Origin of the sequence: Streptomyces sp. NBC_00597 (genome assembly GCF_041431095.1) — a bacterium.
Classification (GTDB): Bacteria; Actinomycetota; Actinomycetes; order Streptomycetales; family Streptomycetaceae; genus Streptomyces.
Genome location: NZ_CP107757.1, coordinates 4,971,195 through 4,992,433, shown reverse-complemented (window position 1 = coordinate 4,992,433; position 21,239 = coordinate 4,971,195). Strand labels below are relative to the sequence as shown.

15 protein-coding genes are annotated in these 21,239 nt (G+C 72.6%); 12 read left to right on the top strand and 3 right to left on the bottom strand.

The features are described from left to right. The first annotated feature begins 83 nt into the window (after nt 1-83). The 3 genes from OG974_RS22525 (at nt 84) to OG974_RS22515 (ending at nt 4,266) form a co-directional block, all read left to right on the top strand. On the top strand, nt 84-2,081 hold the full coding sequence (locus OG974_RS22525; protein WP_327284475.1) for an FUSC family protein: 1,998 nt from the start codon (nt 84-86) through the stop codon (nt 2,079-2,081). 128 nt (nt 2,082-2,209) lie between these two features. Beyond that, entirely contained in the window at nt 2,210-2,938 is a 729-nt protein-coding gene (locus OG974_RS22520; protein ID WP_371644245.1) for a hypothetical protein, read from the top strand. A 20-nt stretch (nt 2,939-2,958) separates the two neighbouring features. Then, on the top strand, nt 2,959-4,266 hold the full coding sequence (locus OG974_RS22515) for an ATP-binding protein (RefSeq protein WP_327284473.1): 1,308 nt from the start codon (nt 2,959-2,961) through the stop codon (nt 4,264-4,266). Nucleotides 4,267-4,306: 40 nt separating this feature from the next. On the opposite strand, the gene OG974_RS22510 is transcribed toward OG974_RS22515, so the two are convergent. After that, entirely contained in the window at nt 4,307-6,409 is a 2,103-nt protein-coding gene (locus OG974_RS22510; RefSeq protein ID WP_371644243.1) for a PhoX family phosphatase, read from the bottom strand. 353 nt (nt 6,410-6,762) lie between these two features. Here OG974_RS22510 and OG974_RS22505 point away from each other — a divergent pair, with 353 nt between their 5' ends. Beyond that, nucleotides 6,763-8,706: a VWA domain-containing protein gene (locus OG974_RS22505; RefSeq protein WP_371644241.1), complete on the top strand. Its 1,944-nt coding sequence runs from the start codon at nt 6,763-6,765 to the stop codon at nt 8,704-8,706. Nucleotides 8,707-8,776: 70 nt separating this feature from the next. Here OG974_RS22505 and aspS read toward each other — a convergent pair whose 3' ends face one another. Continuing rightward, nucleotides 8,777-10,594: an aspartate--tRNA ligase gene (gene aspS / locus OG974_RS22500; RefSeq protein WP_371644239.1), complete on the bottom strand. Its 1,818-nt coding sequence runs from the start codon at nt 10,592-10,594 to the stop codon at nt 8,777-8,779. A 135-nt stretch (nt 10,595-10,729) separates the two neighbouring features. On the opposite strand from aspS, the gene OG974_RS22495 reads away from it, so the two are divergent. From OG974_RS22495 to OG974_RS22460, 8 genes are all read left to right on the top strand, one after another. Continuing rightward, the gene (locus OG974_RS22495; protein WP_371644237.1) at nt 10,730-12,994 is read left to right on the top strand and encodes a SpoIIE family protein phosphatase; all 2,265 of its coding nucleotides are present in this window, start codon (nt 10,730-10,732) and stop codon (nt 12,992-12,994) included. Nucleotides 12,995-13,045: 51 nt separating this feature from the next. Then, nucleotides 13,046-14,095, top strand: a complete 1,050-nt coding sequence (locus OG974_RS22490; protein WP_327284468.1) for an AI-2E family transporter — start codon at nt 13,046-13,048, stop codon at nt 14,093-14,095. 312 nt (nt 14,096-14,407) lie between these two features. Then, complete coding sequence (locus OG974_RS22485) at nt 14,408-14,719, top strand: hypothetical protein (RefSeq protein WP_327284467.1); 312 nt, start codon at nt 14,408-14,410, stop codon at nt 14,717-14,719. A gap of 120 nt (nt 14,720-14,839) precedes the next feature. Next, the gene (locus OG974_RS22480; RefSeq protein WP_371644234.1) at nt 14,840-15,778 is read left to right on the top strand and encodes a hypothetical protein; all 939 of its coding nucleotides are present in this window, start codon (nt 14,840-14,842) and stop codon (nt 15,776-15,778) included. Then, the gene (locus OG974_RS22475) at nt 15,775-16,344 is read left to right on the top strand and encodes a hypothetical protein (protein ID WP_371644232.1); all 570 of its coding nucleotides are present in this window, start codon (nt 15,775-15,777) and stop codon (nt 16,342-16,344) included. Before OG974_RS22480 ends, OG974_RS22475 begins: the two co-directional genes overlap by 4 nt. Before the next feature lie 42 nt (nt 16,345-16,386). Then, complete coding sequence (locus OG974_RS22470; RefSeq protein WP_328763258.1) at nt 16,387-17,895, top strand: peptidoglycan-binding protein; 1,509 nt, start codon at nt 16,387-16,389, stop codon at nt 17,893-17,895. Nucleotides 17,896-18,140: 245 nt separating this feature from the next. Further along, the gene (locus OG974_RS22465) at nt 18,141-18,833 is read left to right on the top strand and encodes an ABC transporter ATP-binding protein (RefSeq protein WP_371646887.1); all 693 of its coding nucleotides are present in this window, start codon (nt 18,141-18,143) and stop codon (nt 18,831-18,833) included. Further along, nucleotides 18,830-20,137, top strand: coding sequence for an ABC transporter permease (locus OG974_RS22460; protein WP_371644230.1), 1,308 nt, complete (start codon nt 18,830-18,832; stop codon nt 20,135-20,137). Before OG974_RS22465 ends, OG974_RS22460 begins: the two co-directional genes overlap by 4 nt. A gap of 41 nt (nt 20,138-20,178) precedes the next feature. Here OG974_RS22460 and OG974_RS22455 read toward each other — a convergent pair whose 3' ends face one another. Next, nucleotides 20,179-21,165 carry a pirin family protein gene (locus OG974_RS22455; RefSeq protein WP_327284461.1) on the bottom strand — a complete coding sequence of 329 codons (987 nt, stop codon included), beginning with the start codon at nt 21,163-21,165 and terminating at the stop codon, nt 20,179-20,181. Between the last annotated feature and the right edge of the window lie 74 nt (nt 21,166-21,239).

The following is a 21,239-nucleotide window of genomic DNA, read 5'->3' as shown; positions in this document are numbered from 1 at the left end:
GAACCCGAGAAGAACCCAAGAAGAACGCAAGACCCCGGAACAGCGCAGAAGAACCGATTCACGAGCGGCCGCACGGAAGCTGAATGAGCACCGAACGCACCGAACAGATACCCTCCGGGCGCCCCCGGCACCACCCGCTGGCTCCGCCCGCCTGGCTGCTCAAGGGACTGCGGCCGAGTGCCGCCCCGATTCCCTGGGCCGCCGCCGCGCGGGCCGGCGTCGCGATGGCCACCCCGCTCGCCGTCGGCTTCGCCCTGAACGAGCCCGAGTACGGGGCCCTCGTCTCGATGGGCGCCCTGTCCGGGGTCATCGGCGACACCGCCGACGCCTACCGGATGCGGATCCTGAACATCGCCGTGCCCCAGCTCTTCGGCGCGATCGGTGTCGCCCTGGGCACCTTGGTCTTTGGCCACGGCTGGGTGGCCGTCGGTGCCCTCACCCTGATCGCCCTCGTCTCCGGGATGATCTCCTCGATCGGCACGGTCGCGTCCGTGTCGGGACTGCTGCTGCTCCTCAACGCCGTGGTCGGCGCCGGGCTGCCGCTCCCCCGGCCCTGGTGGACGGCCCCCCTGCTGCTCAGTGCGGGCGGGCTGTTCGTCCTCCTGCTGACGCTGCTGGGCTGGCCGCTGCGCGGCCGGCAGCCGGAGCGCGCCGCCGTGGCGGACACCTACCGGGCCCTCGCCGACGCCCTGGAAGCCGCCGGCGGACCGGACTACGACGAACGCCGCCGACAGGTCACGCACGCCCTGAACCAGGCCTACGACCTGGTTCTGGGCCGCCGCGCCCGGGTGCACGGCCGCAGTCCCGCGCTCGTACGGATGCTGGCCCAGCTGAACGTGGTGATCCCGCTGGTCGAGGCCGCACCCGCCATGCACCTGCGCGGCAGACCGCTGCCGCCCGAAATCCCGGCGGCCGTACGGGACCTGGCACGGGCCGTGGAACAAGGCCGCACCGGGAAGCCCGTACTGGACCTCCCCGCGCCGCACACCCCCGCCGAACGGGCCCTCGACGCGGCCCTGCGGCACGCCGCGGCCATCGTGCACCTGCCCGATCCCGACCTGCACAACGTCGACGACCGGCTCGGCCGGCCCGCCGCGCTGACCGTCCGGGCCCGGCGGGCCGTGCGCGACATGATGCTGTCCGGTACCTCCTGGCGGTACGGGCTGCGCCTCGCCCTGTGCATCGGGCTCGCCCAGTGCCTGGTCTCGCTGGTGCCGGTCGAGCGGTCCTACTGGGTCGCGCTGACCGTCACCTTCGTCCTCAAGCCCGACTTCGGCTCGGTGTTCTCCCGGGCCGTGCTGCGCGCCCTGGGCACGGCGGCCGGGCTGGTCATCGCCGCCGCCGTGCTCTCCGAAGTACCGCGCGGCTGGTGGGACGTTCCGGTGATGGTGGTGCTGGCCGCGCTGATCCCCGCCTTCTCCGCCAAGGGGTACGCCTTCCAGACCGCCGCGATCACCCCGGTGATCCTGCTGCTCTCGGACCTCCTCAACCACCAGGGCTTCGACCTGATCCGGCCCCGGCTACTGGACAGCCTGATCGGCTGCGCCATCACCCTGGTCTTCGGCTACCTGCTGTGGCCCGAGAGCTGGCACACCCGGATCGGCGACCGGCTCGCCGACACCATCGACGATGCGGCCCGGTACGTGGAACGGGCCTTCGGCGGCCACCCGGACACGGAAGCCGCGCAGCGGGCGGCGCGCACCGCCCGGCTCCAGGCCCGGCGACGGATCTACCGGGACATGTCGGGGGTGCGCAACGAGTTCCAGCGGGCGTTGACCGAGCCGCCGCCGACGGGGGCGCGGGCCGCCGCCTGGTGGCCGCTGGTCGTCGCCGTCGAACGGATCGTGGACGCGACCACCGCCGCCCGGGTCCGGGTCAACCACGGCGCCGAGGCGCCCCGCGCCGAGGAGGTGGAGACCGTCATCACCGATCTGCGGGCCCTCGCAGAAGGGGTGCGCAACGCCCGGACGCCCTCCCAGCTGCGCCCCGCGGCCCCGCCGCCCGGCGACGCGGACTCCGTGCTGGCCCCGGTGCGCCAAGAGCTCGCCGCAGCGCGCGCGATCGCCTCGCCCGGCCACTGACGCGCGCCCGCCCCCGGGCCCGCCGCGGGGCCCGCCCCCGGAGGTGGGGCTCCGGGGGGGGCGGGAGCGCATCGCCCGAATGGCCCCGGAGCCGGGCCCGCGCGGCCCGGGCGGGAGAGCATCGGTGCATGAGGCCCCTCTCCCCGCGCGGCCGCAGGGCGGCCGCGGCCCCGGTCCTGGCCGCCGTCCTCGCGGCGGCGGCCGGGTGTGCCGACGTGGAGGGGCTGCGCAACGACGGCGACCTGGGCACGGTGCACGCCCCGCAGTCCCTGTGGGCGGGCATCCACCCGGATCCGCCCGGCCCGGGCCAGCAGCCCGGTACGGCCGCCGTGGTCCCGGGGCTGCCCAAGGTCGCCGGCTCCAGCATGCGCGGCGTGAACGCGGTGGAGGTCGTACGGGCCGACATCAAGGCCGCCGCCGCCCAGGACGGCGACACCGGGCGCCTCGTCGACCCGCGGGCGGTGCAGCGGCTCGCGCCGTGCACACGGGCTGTGGACGGCGGTCCGGACTGCCCGGTGCGGCCCGCGGCCTTGCACGACGTGACGGGCGACGGCCGCGAGGAGCTGATCACCGCTCTGGACATCGACGGCAGGCTCAGCGAACTGCGCGTCTACACCGTCCGCGACGACGGGTCGATCACCCGGATCCTGTCCCGGCGCGGGGTGCTGGAGGGCGTGGAGGTGGCCGCCGAGCACCTGGCGGTCCGCGAGCCGACCTCGAACCCGGAGAAGGTCTCCGTCTCCGACTACGTGTGGGACCCCGGGGCCGGCATCATGAGCCTGTCCCAGCTCACCCTCGACGACTGCGCCGGTCCGAAGAACAGCTCCGCCCCGTGCTCCGCCGCGAGCCGGGGCTGAGAGGGCCGGGCGTCGTGCGGGTGACGAGCAGTCTGCGCTGGAAGATCGCCCTGACCACCACGGCCGTGTGCTGCGCCGTCGCGGCCGTGCTCGGCATCCTGGTGCACAACGTGGTCGCCCGGCAGATCGTCGGAGAGGTCCGCAAGGACGCGGACCGGGACCTGGACCAGGCCCTCGCCCAGTACCAGTACGGCACGTCCTACGGCGAAATGAACGTGGCGATCGACCCGCCGCAGCTCCCCGGGCCGCTGCGCGCCCTCATCGCCCGCGGACGCACCGGCAGCATGGTCGGCGCGCACGACGGCAAACCCGTCATGTGGGCCGCCGGACCCGCGGACGACCGGGCACTCGCCGTCTGGCTCCCGTACGAGAGCACCCGCCACCGGCTGCGGGACGTCGACACCGCGATCCTCGCCTCCTGCGCCCTCGCCGCGGGAGTCGTGGCACTGGCCGGCCTGTTCCTCGCCAACCGGATCAGCCGACGGCTGACCACCACGGCCGCAGTGGCGCGTCGCATCAGCGCCGGAGACCTGGACGCCCGCGTGGAATTCCCCTCCGAACAACAGGACCGCGACGGCCAGGACGGCCCGGCCGACGGCAGAGGCCGGCGCCGGCCCCGCTACCACGACGAGGTACGCGACGTCGCGCAGGCACTGAACTCGATGGCCCGTTCCCTCCAGGAACGGATCGAGGCGGAGAAGCGCTTCACCGCGGACGTCGCGCACGAGCTGCGCACCCCGCTCACCGGCTCGCTGGCCGCGGCCGCACTGCTGCCGGAGGGCCGCCCGAAGGAGATGATCAACGACCGGCTCAAGGCCCTGCACCTGCTCACCGAGGACCTGCTGGAGATCTCCCGGCTCGACTCGGGCGTGGAGCAGGCCGACCTGGCCCGGGTGGAGCTCGGCCGGGCAGTGCAGCGGGCCGTCGCGGCCACCCGCCTGGAGACCTCGGTACGGGTGATCCGGGACGCGGTGGTGCTGACCGACCGCCGACGGCTGGACCGCATCCTGGCCAACCTGCTGGTCAACGCCGACAAACACGGGGAACCGCCGGTCGAGGTGACCGTGGAGGGACCGGTGGTGATCGTGCGCGACCACGGGCCCGGCTACCCGCCCGAGCTGATCGAACAGGGCCCGCAGCGGTTCCGCACCGGGGACCCGGGCCGCGGCCGGGGCCACGGGCTGGGACTGACCATCGTGGTCGGCCAGGCCACGGTCCTGGAGATCGCCCTGAGCTTCGCCAACGCCCCCGGCGGCGGGGCGGTGACCACCCTCAGGCTCCCCGTCGGACGGCTGGCGGACGGTGTTCCACGAGAAGGTTTCACGTGAAACACCGTCCGCCTGACCGGCTTTGGGGCCACGGGTGCGATCAGACGCCGATGTTCTTGCCGTCCTTGCGCCACACGGACACGACCGCCGGACGGACGATCTTGCCGGGGCCGTCGGGCCACACCGACTGCGGCTTCTCGACGGACGCGCCGTCGATCTCGCCCGGGTGCTGAACGGCGACCAGGACGCGCTTGTCCTGGACCAGCGGGCCACAGGTCTCGGCACCACGCGGAACGGTCAGGAACTGCTTCAGCTCACCGCGGCGCTCACCGGCGGTGGCGACGCCGAACAGACCGTCGTGGGAACCGAGCTGGTTGCCGTCCGTGGAGATCCACAGGTTGCCGTGCGGGTCGAAGGTCACGTTGTCCGGGCAGGAGATCGGGCTGACCTTGTCCTTCGGAAAGCCCGCGAAGAAGGTGGACGGGTCCTTCGGGTCACCGGCGACCAGGAACAGGCGCCAGGCGAAGCCGTCACCGGCCGGGTCGTCGAAGTTCTCGGCGAGCTCCAGGATCTGGCCGTGCTTGTTCAGGTTGTGCGGGTTCGCCTCGTCCGCACCGGCCTTGCCGGCCTTGCCGCGGTCGGTGTTGTTGGTGAGGACGACGTACACGCGGCCGGTGCGCGGCGAGGGCTCGATGTCCTCGGGGCGGTCCATCTTGGTCGCGCCCACCTTGTCACCGGCCTCGCGCGTGAAGACGGCCACCTCTTCGGCGGTCATGCCCGGGACGTGCGAGACGTTGCCGGAGGGGGAGGAGGTGAGCAGCTTGATCCACACGCCGGAGCCGTCGAACTGGCCGTCGGAGGGGAGCTTGCCGGAGCCGTCCACCTCGGCGGCCGGGGAGTCACCGGTCAGCTTGGCGACGTACAGGGTGCCCTCGTCGAGCAGCGTGAGGTTGTGCTCCTTCGCCGCGCGCGAGGTGCCCTTCTTCATCTGCTTCGACGAGACGAACTTGTAGAAGTAGTCGAAGCGCTCGTCGTCGCCCATGTAGACGACCGGGCGGCCGTCCTCGGTCAGACGGGGCTGGGCGCCCTCGTGCTTGAAGCGGCCCAGAGCGGTGCGCTTGCGCGGGGTGGAGGCCGGGTCGTACGGGTCGAGCTCGACGACCCAGCCGAAGCGGTGCGACTCGTTCGGCTCCTGGAGCACGTCGAAGCGCTTGTCGAAGCGCTCCCACTTGCGCTCGGTGGCGCCGGCCGTGACGCCGTAGCGCTTGAGGCGGGCGGCCTCGACGGGCTCGGTGACCTGGCCGGCGTTGGCGAAGTACTGGTTGAAGTTCTCCTCGCCGTGGAGCGTGGTGCCCCACGGGGTGGTGCCGCCGGAGCAGTTGTTGAGCGTGCCGAGGACCTTGGTGCCGGTCGCGTCGGCGGAGGTCTTCACCAGGGCGCTGCCCGCGGCCGGGCCGGTGAGCTTGAACTCGCTGGTCGCGGTGAGGCGGCGGTTGAGCTGGTGGCGGTTGACCGCGGTCAGCTTGCCGCTGCGGTGGTCCTCCTGGACGACGACGACGCCGAGGCCGTGCGCGGCCCAGGCGACCTCGACCTGCTCGCGGGTCGGGTTCGCCGGGTCGTAGCCCTTGAACATCAGGTTCTCGTCGGTGTACTCGTGGTTCGCCACGAGGAGCTGCTGGCGCTCGTAGTCGCTGCCGAGCGGGAGCAGGGACAGGAAGTCGTTGTTGTAGCCGAACTGGCCGGCCTGCGCGGCAGCGGTCTGCTTGTCGGCGTTGAACGCCGGAGCGCCCTTGACGATGGGATCGCCCCAGCGGATGACCACGTTCTGCTCGTAGCCCTCGGGGACGGTGACCCGGTCGTCGGTGTTCGGCAGGACGGCCTTGAAGCGCAGACCGCGGGCACCCGCGGCGTTGGCGGCGTCCGCGGCCGCCCCATGGGCGTCGGCCGCGGGTGCGGCGGTGGCCGAGGAGCCGTTCCCGCCGAGGGTGACGGCGGTACCGGCGGCGGAGGCGACCGTGACGACGGCGGCGGAGCGCAGCATCGAGCGGCGGGAGTAGGCGCGGGCGATGACATCACCGACGTACTCGTTGTCGCTCGTGTTCGGAACCTCGTGGAAGCAGGCGTCACCACAGCGGTAGCGGCAGGTGAGGGCGGAGCGGCCGCCCCCATGCGAGTTGCCTATGAGCGGCAGGAGCTTGCGCACGAATGTCCTCCGTAGATGCATGGGCGCCGACGTCATGTCGGTCGAATCCAGCCGCGACGGTAGGTGCGGCTTCCGCCAATGCGGCGGCGGCGGAATGAACGCTCGGTGAACCGGGCACGGCGGTGCGGGAGTTCGGCAAGATGGGGTGTGTGCTGGACGGGCCGGGCGCCACGAAGGGCGCCCCTGCCGAAGTTCCAGCCAGGCGGCCGATAACCTTACGTGTCCACTCTGGGCAGGGATCAACCGCGCAGCACGGACAAATGACGCACGCACTCATGCGAAAGGCCTGGCCCATGGGTATTCGGAGCTTGTTGCGCAAGGTGTTCGGACGGTCTGCCGAGCCGGTTCCGGAGATGACGGATGCCACTTCGGCCTCCGTCCCGAGCCAGGCGGAACGGACCCCCCTGGACGTGGCGGCCGAACTGGTCGCGGCGTCCTTCGACAACCCGACGGTTCCCCCGCAGTCCGCTCCTCGGGACCGCGAACCGGGGACCCTCCTCACCGCTCCGGCGCCGGACCCCACGGTTCCGGAAGCCCGCCGCCCCCTGCCGGGAACCCCCGTGCAGCCGGCGCCGGCGCCGGAGCCCGCGGCCCCGACCGCCGAAGCGGAACCCGAGGCCGAAGCCCTTGCGGCGACCGCCGTGGCGGAGCCGGTGATCGAGACCGAGACCGCCGTGGCGGAGCCCGAGGCCGAGGTCGTCGCCGACGTCGTCGCGGCTGAGGCCGAGGCTCCCGCCACAGAGCCCGAGGCCGTCACCGAGCCCGAGGCCGAAGTTGTCGCCGAGGTCATCGCGGCCGAGGCCGAAGCCCCCTCGGCGGAGCCGGTGATCGAGACCGAGACCGCCGTGGCGGAGCCCGAGGCTGCGGCCCCGACCGCCGAAGCGGAACCCGAGGCCGTTGCCCAGCCCGAGGCCGAAGCCCCCGCGGCGGAGCCCGTAGTCGAGGCCGAAACCGCCGAAGCGGAGCCCCAGGCCGTTGCCCAGCCCGAGGCCGCAGCTGTCGCCGAGGTCACCGAGCCCGACGCTGTCGTCGAGCCCGAGACCCCCGTGGCGGAGCCCCAGGCCGAGGTCGTCACCGACGTCGTCGCGGCTGAGGCCGAGGCTCCCGCCACAGAGCCCGAGGCCGAAGTTGTCGCCGAGGTCATCGCGGCCGAGGCCGAAGCCCCCTCGGCGGAGCCGGTGATCGAGACCGAGACCGCCGTGGCGGAGCCCGAGGCTGCGGCCCCGACCGCCGAAGCGGAACCCGAGGCCGTTGCCCAGCCCGAGGCCGAAGCCCCCGCGGCCGAGCCCGAGGTCGAGGCCGAAACCGCCGCGGCGGAGCACGAGTCCGCGGCCCCGACCGCCGAAGCGGAACCCGAGGCCGTTGACCAGCCCGAGGCCGCAGCTGTCGCCGAGGTCACCGAGCCCGACGCTGTCGTCGAGCCCGAGACCGAGACCCCCGTGGCGGAGCCCGAGGCCGAGGTCGTCGCCGACGTCGTCGCGGCTGAGGCCGAGGCTCCCGCCACAGAGCCCGAGGCCGTCACCGAGACCCCCGTGGCGGAGCCCGAAGCCGAGGTCGTCGCCGACGTCGTCGCGGCCGGAGCCGAGGCCCCTGCGGCGGAGCCCGAGGGCGTCATCGAGCCCGAGGGCGAGGCCGGTGCGCCGGCTTGGGCGTTGGGTGATGTGAAGCGGCGGGCGCCCGGGGTCGCGGGGGCCTACAAGGCCGCCGGGCAGGTGCTCCGGGGCAAGGGCAAGGCCGGTGCGCGGGCCAAGGTGTACCTGGTCCTGGACCGGTCCGGTTCGATGCGCCCGTTCTACAAGGACGGCAGCGCCCAGCACCTCGCGGACCACGCCCTCGCCCTCGCCGCGCACCTGGACGAGGGGGCGACCGTGCACACCGTGTTCTTCTCCACGGAGGTGGACGGCACCGCCGATCTGGCCCTCGACTCCCACGACGGCACCTGGGTCGAGGCCCGCCACGCCGAGCTCGGCCGCATGGGCCGCACCAGCTACCACGTGGCCGTGGAGGCCGTCGTCGAGCGGTACCAGAAGGACGGCGGCGAAGGCCCCGCCCTCGTGGTGTTCCAGACCGACGGCGCCCCCGACAGCGTCCGGCCCGCCAAGCAGGCCATTGCCGATGCCGCCGCCTCCGCCCCCGGCGTGCACTGGCAGTTCGTCGCGTTCGGCGACCACGACGCCAAGGCCTTCGACTTCCTGCGCAAGCTGGACGCCGAGAACGCCGGCTTCTTCCACGCCGGCCCCGCCCCGGCCGAGCTGACCTCCGCCGCGCTGGTCAAGGGCCTGCTCCAGAGCTTCTGAGCAGGCCGGTGTACGACGAAGGGCCCGGGATCCGATCGGATCCCGGGCCCTTCGTCGTGCCTGTGCCTGCTTAGCGGGCGGCGTCCGGGTGGACGGCCTCGGCGACCGGCTTGGCCTCCGCCGGCTTCGTCTCCACCGGCTTGCGCAGCGCGATGTTCAGCTCGCGCAGGCGGGACTCCTCCAGGACGGTGGGCGCGCCCATCATCAGGTCCTGCGCGTTGCCGTTCAGCGGGAAGGCGATGGTCTCGCGGATGTTCGGCTCGTCGGCGAGCAGCATCACGATGCGGTCGACGCCCGGGGCGATGCCGCCGTGCGGCGGGGCGCCGAGGCGGAAGGCGCGGAGCATGCCGGCGAACTCGCGCTCGACGGTCTCGGCCTCGTAACCGGCGATCTCGAAGGCCTTCAGCATGACCTCGGGCTCGTGGTTGCGGATGGCGCCGGAGGACAGCTCGATGCCGTTGCAGACGATGTCGTACTGCCAGGCCAGGATGTCCAGCGGGTCCTTCTCCTCCAGGTCCTTCATGCCGCCCTGCGGCATGGAGAAGGGGTTGTGCGAGAAGTCGATCTTGCCGGTCTCCTCGTCCTTCTCGTACATCGGGAAGTCGACGATCCAGCAGAACCGGAAGACGTTCTCCTCGAACTGGCCGGCGCGCTTGGCGGCCTCGACCCGGACCGGGCCCATGATCTTGGAGACATCGTCGAACTCGCCCGCGCCGAAGAACACGGCATGGCCGGGGACCAGGCCCAGGCGCTCGGTGAGGACCTTGATGTTCTCCTCGGTGAGGAACTTGGCGATCGGGCCGGTCAGGCCGCCGTCCTCGCCGACGCGGACCCATGCCAGGCCCTTGGCGCCCAGCGAGATCGCGTACTCGCCGAGGCCGTCGAAGAACTTGCGCGGCTGCGCGGCGGTGTCCGGGACGGCCAGCGCACGGACGTGCTTGCCGGCGAACGCCTTGAACTCCGAGCCCTCGAAGACGTCGGTGATGTCGACGAGCTCCAGCTTGGCGCGCAGGTCGGGCTTGTCGTTGCCGTACTTCAGCATCGACTCGCGGAACGGGATCCGCGGGAACGGCGAGGTGACCTCGCGGCCGCCGCCGAACTCGGTGAAGAGCTCGGTCATCAGGCGCTCGATCGGCTGGAAGACGTCCTCCTGCTCGACGAACGACATCTCGACGTCGAGCTGGTAGAACTCGCCCGGCGAGCGGTCGGCGCGGGCGTCCTCGTCGCGGAAGCACGGCGCGATCTGGAAGTACCGGTCGAAGCCCGAGATCATCAGCAGCTGCTTGAACTGCTGCGGGGCCTGCGGCAGGGCGTAGAACTTGCCCGGGTTCAGGCGGGACGGGACGACGAAGTCACGGGCGCCCTCGGGGGAGGTCGCGGTGAGGATCGGGGTCGCCATCTCGTTGAAGCCGAGGGCCACCATCTTGTGGCGGATCGCCGCGATGACGGCGGAGCGCAGCATGATGTTGCGGTGCATGCGCTCGCGGCGCAGGTCGAGGAAGCGGTACTCCAGGCGCCGCTCCTCGTTCACACCGTCGTCGGTGTTGATCGTGAAGGGCAGCGGTGCGGACGCGCCGAGCACCTCGACCTCGGAGACCTCGATCTCGATCTCGCCGGTCGGCAGCTCGGGGTTCACGTTGTCCGCGCCACGGGAGACGACCTTGCCGTCGATGCGGACGACGGTCTCCTTGGTGACGCTGCTGAGCGCCGCGTTCGCGGCGGTGCCGGGGCGGGCGACGAGCTGCGTGATGCCGTAGTGGTCGCGCAGATCGATGAAGAGGATGCCGCCCAGGTCTCGACGGTTGTGCAGCCAGCCGCTCAGCCGGACGTCGGCGTTGACGTCAGAGGCGCGGAGCTCGCCGCAGGTGTGGGACCTGTACCGATGCATCAGTCATCCAGTTCTTCGCGATACCAGGGTGGATTCAACCCTCACAAGGTTACCGTCCGGGCCGGGGACCGCGCTGGCGTGCCCGGCAGCCCCCACGAACAGGCCGCCGGGGGGATGACCTGTAAAGATGACCGGGTGCGCACCGAGGACGTCCTGGCCGCCATCGCGACGGGCCTGTGGCGATGGGACAACGCCTCCGGGACGGTCACTCTGGACAGCGAGGCCGCCCGGCTGCTCGGGCTGCCCGCGGAGCCCGCCGTCCTCCCGGAGGTCGTCGTACGGTCGCGGTTCCACCCGGTGGACTGGAACGAGATCAACGGGATCGTCAACCTCGCGGTGGCCGAGGACACCCTCGCCGAGGCCCGGCTGCGAATCATGGACGAGGACGGGCGGGTGCTGCGGACCGTGCGCAGCCGCTCCAAGCCCGTGGAGAACCGCTGCCCCGACGGCCGCGTCGACTACGAGCTGATCGGCACGATCCAGGAGATCGCCGAACCGCAGCCCGGTACGACCGCCGTGCACACCCCGATCACCGGCGACTGGCGGCGCTCCCGCGAGGCCTTCCTGCTGGACGCGGGGCGGGCGCTCGCCGAGGCCCGGTCCACGGCCGAGGTGCTGCGGGTGGCCGCCTCGCTCTCGATGCCCGGCTTCAGCCCCGACGGACTGGCGGTCTTCGGGGTGGCCGGGGACCGACTGTCGGTCATCGGGCACCGCGGGCACGGACCCGGGGACGAGGACCCGTTCACGGACATGCGGCTGGAGACGGACTACCCGGCCGCCGAGGTCGTACGCACCGGCCGGGCGATCTACCTGCCCTCCCCCGAGGACTACAAGCGGCGCTTCCCGGCGACCTGGCCGCTCGCCCAGCGCTTCGGCCGGGTCTCCTGGGCCTTCCTCCCCCTGATCGTCGCCGGGCGCACCATGGGCGCCTGGATGGCCGCGTTCAAGCATCCGGTGTCCTTCTCCCCGGACGAGCGCTCCGTCCTGACGACGGTGGCCCGGATGCTGGCCCAGGCCCTCCAGCGGGCCGGCGTGGCCGAATCCGAACGGGAACTCACCTCCGGCCTGCAGCGGTCGATGATGCCGACGGTGGGCCCCGACATCCCGGGCATGCAGATCGCCGCCCGGTACGTCCCGACCGGCGGCGGGCTGGAGGTCGGCGGCGACTGGTACGACATGATCCCGCTGCCGTCGGGACGGTTCGCCCTGGTCATCGGTGACGTTCAGGGGCACGACGTACGGGCCGCCGGGCTGATGGGCCAGCTGCGGATCGCGGTGCGCGCGTACGCCTCCGAGGGCCACCGGCCGGACGCGGTGCTCTCCCGCGCCTCCCGCTTCCTGGCCGGGCTGTGCTCTTCGAAGGGGGCCGAGTCCCACGAGGAGTTCGACTTCCTCAGCCCGCGCTTCGCGACCTGCCTGTACGTGGAGTGCGACCCGGAGACCGGCCTGCTGGAGGTGGCCCGGGCCGGCCACCCCGACCCGGTCATCCGGATGACGGACGGCACGGTGCTGATGCGCCCGACCGCCGGCGGCCTCCCGCTCGGGATCGTCCCGGACACCGACTACCCGACGACGCAGTTCACGCTGGAGCCGGGCGAAACGATGATGCTGTGCACCGACGGGCTCATCGAGACCGGCGGACACGACCTGGACACCGGCTGGGCGCGGCTGCGGGCGATCCTGGAGTCCGAGACGTACGAACCCGGCCACGGCTCCGACGACCTGGAGGAACTCGCCGACCTGCTGGTCCAGGCCGTGCACGGGCCCTCCTCGCACCACACCACCGGCCCGCTGGCCGACCGCCGCGAGGACGACATAGCCGTCGTCCTGCTGTGCCGGGAGGGCACGGACTGCGGCTGCGGCGCCCCGCCGGCGCGGCCCGCTCGACCGGCACGCCGCACCATGCTCACCGTGGCGCAGGCGGAGCCGGAACGGATCGCCGGCGCCCGCCGGCAGATCCGGGAGCTGCTGCACGACTGGGCGGACGCGGAGCAGGTGGACTCGGCGGTGCTCATGGTCTCCGAGATGGTCACGAACGTCCTCATGCACACGGACGGCGACGCGCTACTGGTCGCGGAGGCGGTCGGCGAGCTGGGGACGCGACGGCTGCGCATCGAGGTGGCGGACGCCAGCGACGAGCTGCCGCACAAGCGGCATCCGGGGGAGATGGCGTCGAGCGGGCGCGGCGTCCTGCTGATGGAGATGCTGGCGGACAGCTGGGGCGTGGACCCGCGCGGCGAGGGCAAGTCGATCTGGTTCGAGCTCCACGAGCAGTCGACGCCGGACTTGGGGCCCGCGGACCCCGCCCTGACGCTGGGCATGGAACTGGAACTGGAACTGGAACTCGGCCTGGAACCGGTGCCGGACTCCGGGGCGGAACCGGGCTCCGGCGTGGCCTGACCGGCGCGGCCGCTCGGGGGCGCGCGGACGCCCGCGTGGTTGGATGCAGCGGTGTCGACTCCCCTGCTTCCCCTGCCGGTCAGGCGGCTGGCCGCCTGGTGCGTGGTCGTCCTGCTCTTCACCGGCGTGCTCGCCGTCGGCGTGTGGCTGTGCATCGTCTTCAAGACCGCCGTCACACCCGTACTGCTCGCCCTGCTCGGAACCGCCCTGCTCGGGCCGATGCACCGGCGGCTCGTGCGGATGGGCGTCCACCGGTCCCTCTCGGCCGCGCTGACCTGCCTCGCCGTGTTCGCGGTGTTCGGCGGGGCCGCGTACGTCGTCGTCCACGCCCTGATCAGCACCGGCGACCAGATCATCGGCTCCCTGAAGCAGGCCGGACAGGACCTCGCCGAGCGCTTCGGGCCGGCCGGGACCTCGCTGGAGGACCTCGCCGCGAACGCCAAGGACCTGCTGGCCAAGTTCGGCGGTACGGCCGCCTCCGGCGTCATCACCGGCATCAGCGTCGTCGGCGAGGTGCTCGCCACCGCCGTCCTCGCGCTGCTGCTGATGTTCTTCTTCGTCCGCGACTCCCACCGCGCCGCCGACACACTGCGTTCGCTCGCACCGCGTGCTGCCGGCGACACCGCCGAGGCGATCGCCCGCCGTGCCTTCGAGGCCGTCGAGGGCTTCATGCGCGGAACCACCTTCATCGCCCTGATCGACGCCGTGTGCATCACGGTCGGGCTGCTCGTGCTCCGCGTCCCCGGCGCCGTCGGTCTCGGCGCCCTGGTGTTCGTCGGCGCGTACATCCCGTACCTGGGCGCCTTCATCTCCGGCGCGGTGGCCGTCCTCGTCGCCTTCGCCGAGCGGGGTTGGTTCATCGGCCTGTGGGCGGTGGGCGTGGTGCTCGCCGTACAGGTGCTGGAAGGGCACGTCCTCCAGCCCGTGATCCAGAGCCGGACCGTCCAGATGCACCCTGCGGTGGTCATGATCGCCATCACGGCCGGGGCCAGCGTCGCCGGGATCCTGGGAATGCTGCTCGCCGTGCCGCTGACCGCGGCCGTGTTCGGCGTGGTGTCGGAGCTGCGGGGGCGCTTCGCGGAGGCCGCGCGCGCCGAGTAATGCCGGTTTCAGGACAACCGCGAAGCGGTCCCCGATCATCCGATCGGGGAGGAGCCAAGGCGACCGTTTTCCGGTGACCGTCCTCTCCTGCGGATATTCGAAAATGGATCTCCGACGTCCGAGCGACCGGCGCCCGCACCGACCCGTGACGATTCCAGCCGGTCTCGCCCGCACCCCCTGAACCCCCTGGTACGGAATTCGTCTTCGTGCCATCGTCTTTCACCGGACCGGGGGGACCAGCTCAGCGCTCATGGCACGGGCAATTCCTCTCGGCTGCACGACGATCTGTCGGCTCATCGAGAGGATGACAACGTGCGTCGCAAGGCAGTTCAGTTCCTGGCCATTGCCCTTTCCACCGCCGCGTTCGGCATCGGGGCGGCCTCCGCCGCCCAGGCCGGCGACTACAACACCGACGGGGTGCGCATCCGCCAGACCCCGTACACGAGCGACACCCGAGTCAACGGCCTCGGCTACCGCAGCCAGACGATCACGCCCATCTGCTTCTCGGAGGGCACGAACGTCAGCGGCAACTCGTACTGGACCAAGCACAAGAACAACAACACCGGTGTGGTCGGGTTCGCCTCGGAGACACTGCTGAACAAGATCGCCCAGCCGCACTGCTGACGGCCACCTGCCGTATGTGATCTGCCCGCAGGCACCCGGTGCCGGGACCGCTGGAATCGGTCCCGGCTCCGGGCTCGCCCGGCAGTTTAGGGCCACCCGCACACCACGGAAAGGTCGATCGTGCCGCGCTCCACCCGGTCTTCCCGCCGCCCGCTCGGATCCCTCGGCGCACTGCTCCTCGCCGCCGCCCTGACTTCTTGCTCCGGAAGTTCCGGCGACGCCGGCACGGGCGGTACCGGAACCGGCGCCGGATCCCTGCCCAGTACGGAACCCAAGGTCAGCATCACGCCGCAGGACGATCCCGTACACGCCGGACTCCCGCTGGACGCCTACACGTTCGACAAAGACCAGCTGAAAACCATGCAGCAGGCCCAGGACATTCTCACCGACTCCTGCATGCACCGGCTCGGATTCGCCTCCTTCAAAAACTCGAATACGTACACCAATACCGGCGCCGAGCGCGGAAGTACCGGAATCGGCCTGGTCGACGCGGAATACGCGAAGAAGTTCGGCTACCGCACGGGCGCGTCACCGGACCGCCCGAGGGATGCGAAGAAGCAGGACCCGAACGAGACCGCGGCCCTTTACGGTCCGCAGGACGGAGCGCCGGCCCGGCCCGGCACCCCGGAGGGCGGCTGTTCGGGCGAGGCGACCCACAAGCTGTACCCGCAGAGCGGCAAGGCCGGCACCGAACTGCTCGACGAGCTGACCCGGCAGACCAACGACCGGGCGCGCGGCGACAGTCGGGTCGTGGCGGCCATCGGCCAATGGAGCGCCTGCATGCGTGACGCCGGGTTCCAGGTGAAGACGCCCTGGGAGCTCCAGGACATGGAGGGCACCCGGTGGACCGGCCCGGTCACCTCCGAGGAGATCACCGCCGCCACCACGGACGTGTCCTGCAAGCAGAAGAGCAAGCTGACCGACACCTGGACCGCGGTGCTGACGGCGTACCAGAACACCGCCGTGGAGAAGAACAAGGACGGACTCGGACAGGAGAAGAAGAACCTGGCCGAGCAGGTGAAGACCGCCGGGAGGGTCCTCAAGGACGGTACGGCGTGACGCGCCCCGCCGGCGCCCTGGACCCGCGCCCCGCCGGAGCCCGACGCGCCGCCGTGGCCGTAGCCGCCGCGTGCGCGGTGCTGGTGTTCACCGTCACCGGGTGCACCTCGTCCGCCGCCGGGACCGCCCGACCTGCGCCGTCGGCCGGCGGAACCGGGTTGGTCGAGCCGACCCCCGACGTCCGCCAGGCGTACGACGCGTACTGGACCTCCTGGCTGGCGGCCGGCCGGAAGGCCGACCCCGATGATCCGGTGCTCGCCCAGATCGCCACCGGGGCCCAACTGGACGGCATGCGCGCCATGCTGAAGCACTTCGGCGACGGCGGGAAGGTGCTGCGCGGCGAGGTCGGGCACCGGATCGACGGCATGGACGTCTCCGGCGAGCAGACCCGCGTGGTGCAGGACTGCGTGGACCTCGACCGCTGGCTGATCTACGACCGCGCGAGCGGCGCGCTCGCCGACCAGTTGCAGGACAAGCCCTCCCAGCTGTCCGCGTTCACCCTCGTCCGCGAGCGGCTGGGCGCGCCGTGGAAGGTCACGTCGGTCTCGGTGCTCGGCGACTGCTGACGACAGCCGACAACAGCTGTTGAACGGAAAAGTGGGTTTCACGTGAAACATCAAGAGGCCGTCGTCCCCGAGGAGCCGGACGTCGCAGCCGAGTCCGGCGCCGCAGCCGAGCCCGATGACGTACGGGCCTCCCTCGGCCGGCGGCGCCGGATCCTGATCTGGGTCGTCGTGGGCGCCGTCGCCCTCACGGGGGCCGGGGTGGTCCTCGCCACCACCATCCGCTCCCCCGCCCAGGTCGCGGCCGATGCCGCGCCGCCACCCGCCTCCGTTCTGGCCGACCGGGTCGAACGGCGGGTGCTCACCTCCTCCGTGGTCGTACGGGGCACGGTTGCCGCCGAGCAGGTTCTGACGGTGTCCCCGGGGGCCGGGGCCGCCGGTGCCGGGACGGGCGGGAAGCCCGTGGTCACCCGGGTCAACAAACAGCCCGGGGCCGCCGTACAGGCCGGCGAGGTACTGGTCGAGGTGTCGGGGCGGCCGGTGTTCGCGCTGGCCGGGGCCCTGCCCGTGTACCGGGACCTGAAGCCCGGGGCCACCGGCAAGGACGTCGGGCAGCTCCAGGAAGGGCTCAAGGCGCTGGGCCACCCCACCGGCAAGGATCCGGCGGGCACGTACGGCGCCGGGACGAAGGCGGCGGTCACCGCGCTCTACGCCGCGCTCGGCTACACCCCGCGGCCCGCCGACCCCGGCGACGCCGAGAAGTTGCAGGCGGCGGAGGACGCCGCCGACACCGCCCAGCGGGGGGTCACCACCGCCAAGAACGCCCTCGCCAAGGCCAAGGCGGGCGGTGGCAGCGACACCTCCGAGGCACAGCAGCAACTGGTCTTCGCCCAGCAGGACCTCGCCAAGGCCACCACCCGCCTGGAGACGGCCCGAGCCTCGGCCGGCCCCATGGTCCCGGCGGACGAGCTCGTCTTCGTCAAGGGCTTCCCGGCCCGCGTGGACGCGGTCAAGGCGGGGGTCGGGGAACCCGTCCCGGACGGACTGCTCACGCTCTCGGCGGGCGCCCCGGTGATCCGGGCCTCGCTCCCGGCGCACCAGAAGGACCTGGTCAAGGCGGGCATGAAGGTGGAAGTGCTGTCCGAGTCCACCGGGCTCACGGCCACCGCGACCGTCGCCTCGGTCGCCACCGCTCCTACCCCGGCCTCGGCCGGCGCCCCCTCGGGCGGCGGCTCCGGTGCGGGTGCGGGTGCGGGTGCCGGTTCCGGGGACGGCGCACCGGGTGCCGGGCAGGACCCCGGCGGGTACGCGCTCACCGTCACCCCCGACCAGGCCCTCGACGCCCGGCTTTCCGGACAGGGGGTCCGGCTCACCGTGACCGCCGCCTCCTCCGGGGAGCCGGTGCTGGTCGTACCGCTGTCCGCCGTGTCGGCCGGCGCCGACGGCCGGACCACCGTCACGGTGCTGGGCAAGGACCCCGCGGCGGCGGACGCCCGGCGCCGGGTCGAGGTCCGGGCGGGGATGTCCGCCGACGGAATGGTCCAGGTCGAGCCGGTCGCCGGCGGCGCGCTCGCCGACGGCGACCGGGTGCTGGTAGCGCAGGCAAAGCCATGACGCCCGCGGACCGACCCGCGGGCACAGGCACGGAGTCGGGCACGGAGTCGGCAGCGGGCACGGGCACGGAGTCGGGCACGGCCACGGAGTCGGGCACGGAGTCGGAGTCGGGCACGGGCACGGGCGCCGGCACGGAGTCGGGCACGGGCACGGAGTCGGCAGCGGGCACGAATTCGGCCGCGGGCGGGGACACGGAATCGGTCGCGGGCGGGGCCGCCGACGTGGGGGCGGGCGGGGCCGCCGACGTGGGGGCGGGGGACGGGCCCGTCGTACGGTTCGAGGGGGTCGGGCTCACCTATCCCGGGCCGCCGCCCGTCCAGGCGCTGCGGCCCTGCGAACTGACCGTGGAACGCGGCGAGTACGTCACCGTCGTCGGCCCCTCCGGCTCCGGGAAGTCGACCTTCCTGAACGTCGCCGGGCTCATCGACGCCCCGACCACCGGCCGGTACCTTCTCGACGGCATCGACACCGGCGCACTGCGCGACCGCGACCGGACCGCCCTGCGCGGGCAGCGCATCGGTTTCGTCTTCCAGTCCTTCCACCTCCTGCCGCACCGCAGCGCCCTGGAGAACGTCCGCCTCGCCATGGTCTACAACGGCGTCCCGCGCGCGGAACGCGCCGACCGGGCCCGTACCGCGCTGGAGCGGGTCGGCCTCGGCCACCGCACCGGCCACCTCCCGACCCGGATGTCGGGCGGCGAGCGCCAGCGCGTGGCCATCGCCCGCGCCCTGGTCGCCGGGCCCTCACTGCTGCTGTGTGACGAACCCACCGGGAACCTGGACACCGCCACGGCCGGGGCCGTACTGGGCCTGCTGGACGAGCTGCACGCCGACGGGCTGACCCTGTTGGTCATCACGCACGACCCGCACGTGGCCGCCCGCGGCCGGCGGACGGTGTCCATCCGCGACGGGATCCTGACCGAGGTGGTCACCGCATGAGGACCGCGTTGCGAAGCATCGGGCGAAGGCGGCGGGCCGACGGGACCGACGTTGCCGACCGTGCGGGGAGCCGCGCGGCAGGGATCGTTCCCTCCCGGCTGTCCCTGCGCGACCTGCTCTCCGAGGCCCTCGCCGGAATGCTCCAGCGTCCCGCCCGCTCGGCGCTGACCGGCCTCGGCACGGTCCTCGGCGTGGGCACCTTCGTGGCGATCCTGGGCCTGACGGCCACCGCCTCCTCGCAGATCGACAGCCGCTTCAACGCACTGACGGCCACCGAGATCGGGGTCACCGACACCGCGGGCGGCGGCGATCCCCAGCTCGGCCGGCAGGTTCCGCTCGCCTTCCCCCGCGACGCGGACGCCCGCGCGGGCGCGCTCAACGGAGTGCGCGCCGCAGGGGTGTTCTGGCCGGTGCCGCTGGGAGACACCACCGTACGGTCGGCCCCGGTCGCGGGCGCGAGCGGTGAACGGCTCCCGGTCGTCGCCGCCTCCCCCGGGATGCTGCGCGCCGCCGGCCTGACGCTGGGCTCCGGCAGGGCGTACGACGCCTTCCACGACGGGCGCGCCGAGCAGGTCGCGGTGGTGGGCTCGGCCATGGCGGCGCGTCTCGGCATCACCACGCTGGAAAGCCGCCCCGCGGTGTTCATCGGCGAGCACCCGTTCACCGTGATCGGCATCGCGAGCGGGGCGGACCGCAAGCCGGACCTGCTGCTGTCGGTGATCGTGCCCCGGGGCACCGCCGAGAGGCTGTGGGGGCCGCCGGACAACGCCCAGCGGGCCCGGATGCTGGTGGTGACCGAGCTGGGGGCGGCCCGCCAGGTGGCCGCGGAACTGCCGCTCGCCCTGCGCCCGGACCGTCCCGACTGGCTCACGGCCGCGCCGCCGCCGGACCCGAAGACGCTGCGGGCGGGGGTGACTTCGGACCTGGACCAGCTGTTCCTGCTGCTGGCGGCGATCTGCCTGGTCATCGGGGCGGTCGGGATCGCCAACACCACGCTCGTCGCGGTGCTGGAGCGAACCGGCGAGATCGGACTGCGCCGTGCGCTGGGCGCCCGCGGGCGGCACATCACCGTCCAGTTCCTGGCCGAGTCCGCCGCGCAGGGTGCGGTGGGCGGCCTGGTCGGCACCACGCTCGGCACCCTGACCGTGGTCGGGGTGTCGGCGCTGCGCGACTGGACCCCGGTGATGTCGCCGCTCAGCGTCGCCGTGGCGCCGTTGATCGGACTGGTCACCGGGGTACTGGCCGGGCTGTACCCGGCGTGGCGGGCCTCCCGTACCCAGCCGGCGGAGGCCCTGCGCCGCTAAAGCCGGGTCCGCCGCCGGGCCGTGCTGCCGCTGTCGCGTCGTCAGGAGTGCTGATCCGCCGACTTCGTGCGCTCCCGGGCGGTGGTGGGGATGGTTCCCAGCCGGCCCGCCTGGAAGTCGTCGAAGGCCTGCTGGAGCTCCTGCCGGCTGTTCATGACGAACGGCCCGTAGTGCGCCATCGGCTCCCGGATGGGGCGCCCGCCGAGGAGGATGACCTCCAGGTCCGGGGTGTTCGCGTCCTGGGACTCGTCCGCCCGCACCGTGATCGAGCCGCCCTCGCCGAAGACCGCGGTCTGCCCGGTGTGGACGGGCCGCCGGTCGGTGCCGACGCTGCCGCGGCCGGCCATGACGTACGCGAGGGCGTTGAAGTCCTCGCGCCACGGGAGGGTGACCTGAGCGCCCGGGGTGACGGTGGCATGGATCATCGTGATCGGGGTGTGGGTGATGCCGGGGCCGGAGTGGCCGTCCAGCTCACCGGCGATCACGCGGAGCAGGGCGCCGCCGTCGGGGGTGGACAGCAGCTGGACCTGGCCGCCGCCGATGTCCTGGTAGCGCGGCGGCATCATCTTGTCGGAGGCGGGGAGGTTCACCCACAGCTGGAGGCCGTGGAAGAGGCCGCCGGACACGACGAGGGACTCCGGCGGGGCCTCGATGTGCAGGAGGCCGGCGCCGGCGGTCATCCACTGGGTGTCACCGCCGTTGATGACTCCGCCGCCGCCGTTGCTGTCCTGGTGGACGAAGGTTCCGTCGATCAGGTACGTGACGGTCTCGAAGCCGCGGTGCGGGTGCCAGGGGGTGCCCTTCGGCTCGCCCGGCGCGTACTCCACCTCGCCCATCTGGTCCATCATGATGAACGGGTCGAGGTGCTGGTAGTTGATCCCGGCGAACGCGCGGCGCACCGGGAACCCCTCGCCCTCGAACCCACCGGGGGCGGTCGTGACGGCCAGCACCTTGCGGGCGGCGGTCTCCTGGGCGGGCTCGGCGACGCGGGGGAGCGTCAACGGGTTCTCCACAGTCACTGCAGGCATGGTCGGAACCTCCTTCTGCGTCGAGTTTAGTTGAAACTCGAACTTTCTGCCACACCCCCCAGAACAGAAGGGGC

Coding starts and splice junctions, on each gene's coding strand:
- OG974_RS22525 (WP_327284475.1), top strand. CDS start 84: ATGAGCACCGAACGCACCGAACAGATACCCTCCGGGCGCCCCCGGCAC.
- OG974_RS22520 (WP_371644245.1), top strand. CDS start 2,210: ATGAGGCCCCTCTCCCCGCGCGGCCGCAGGGCGGCCGCGGCCCCGGTC.
- OG974_RS22505 (WP_371644241.1), top strand. CDS start 6,763: ATGACGGATGCCACTTCGGCCTCCGTCCCGAGCCAGGCGGAACGGACC.
- aspS (WP_371644239.1), bottom strand. CDS start 10,594: ATGCATCGGTACAGGTCCCACACCTGCGGCGAGCTCCGCGCCTCTGAC.
- OG974_RS22460 (WP_371644230.1), top strand. CDS start 18,830: ATGAGGACCGCGTTGCGAAGCATCGGGCGAAGGCGGCGGGCCGACGGG.
- OG974_RS22455 (WP_327284461.1), bottom strand. CDS start 21,165: ATGCCTGCAGTGACTGTGGAGAACCCGTTGACGCTCCCCCGCGTCGCC.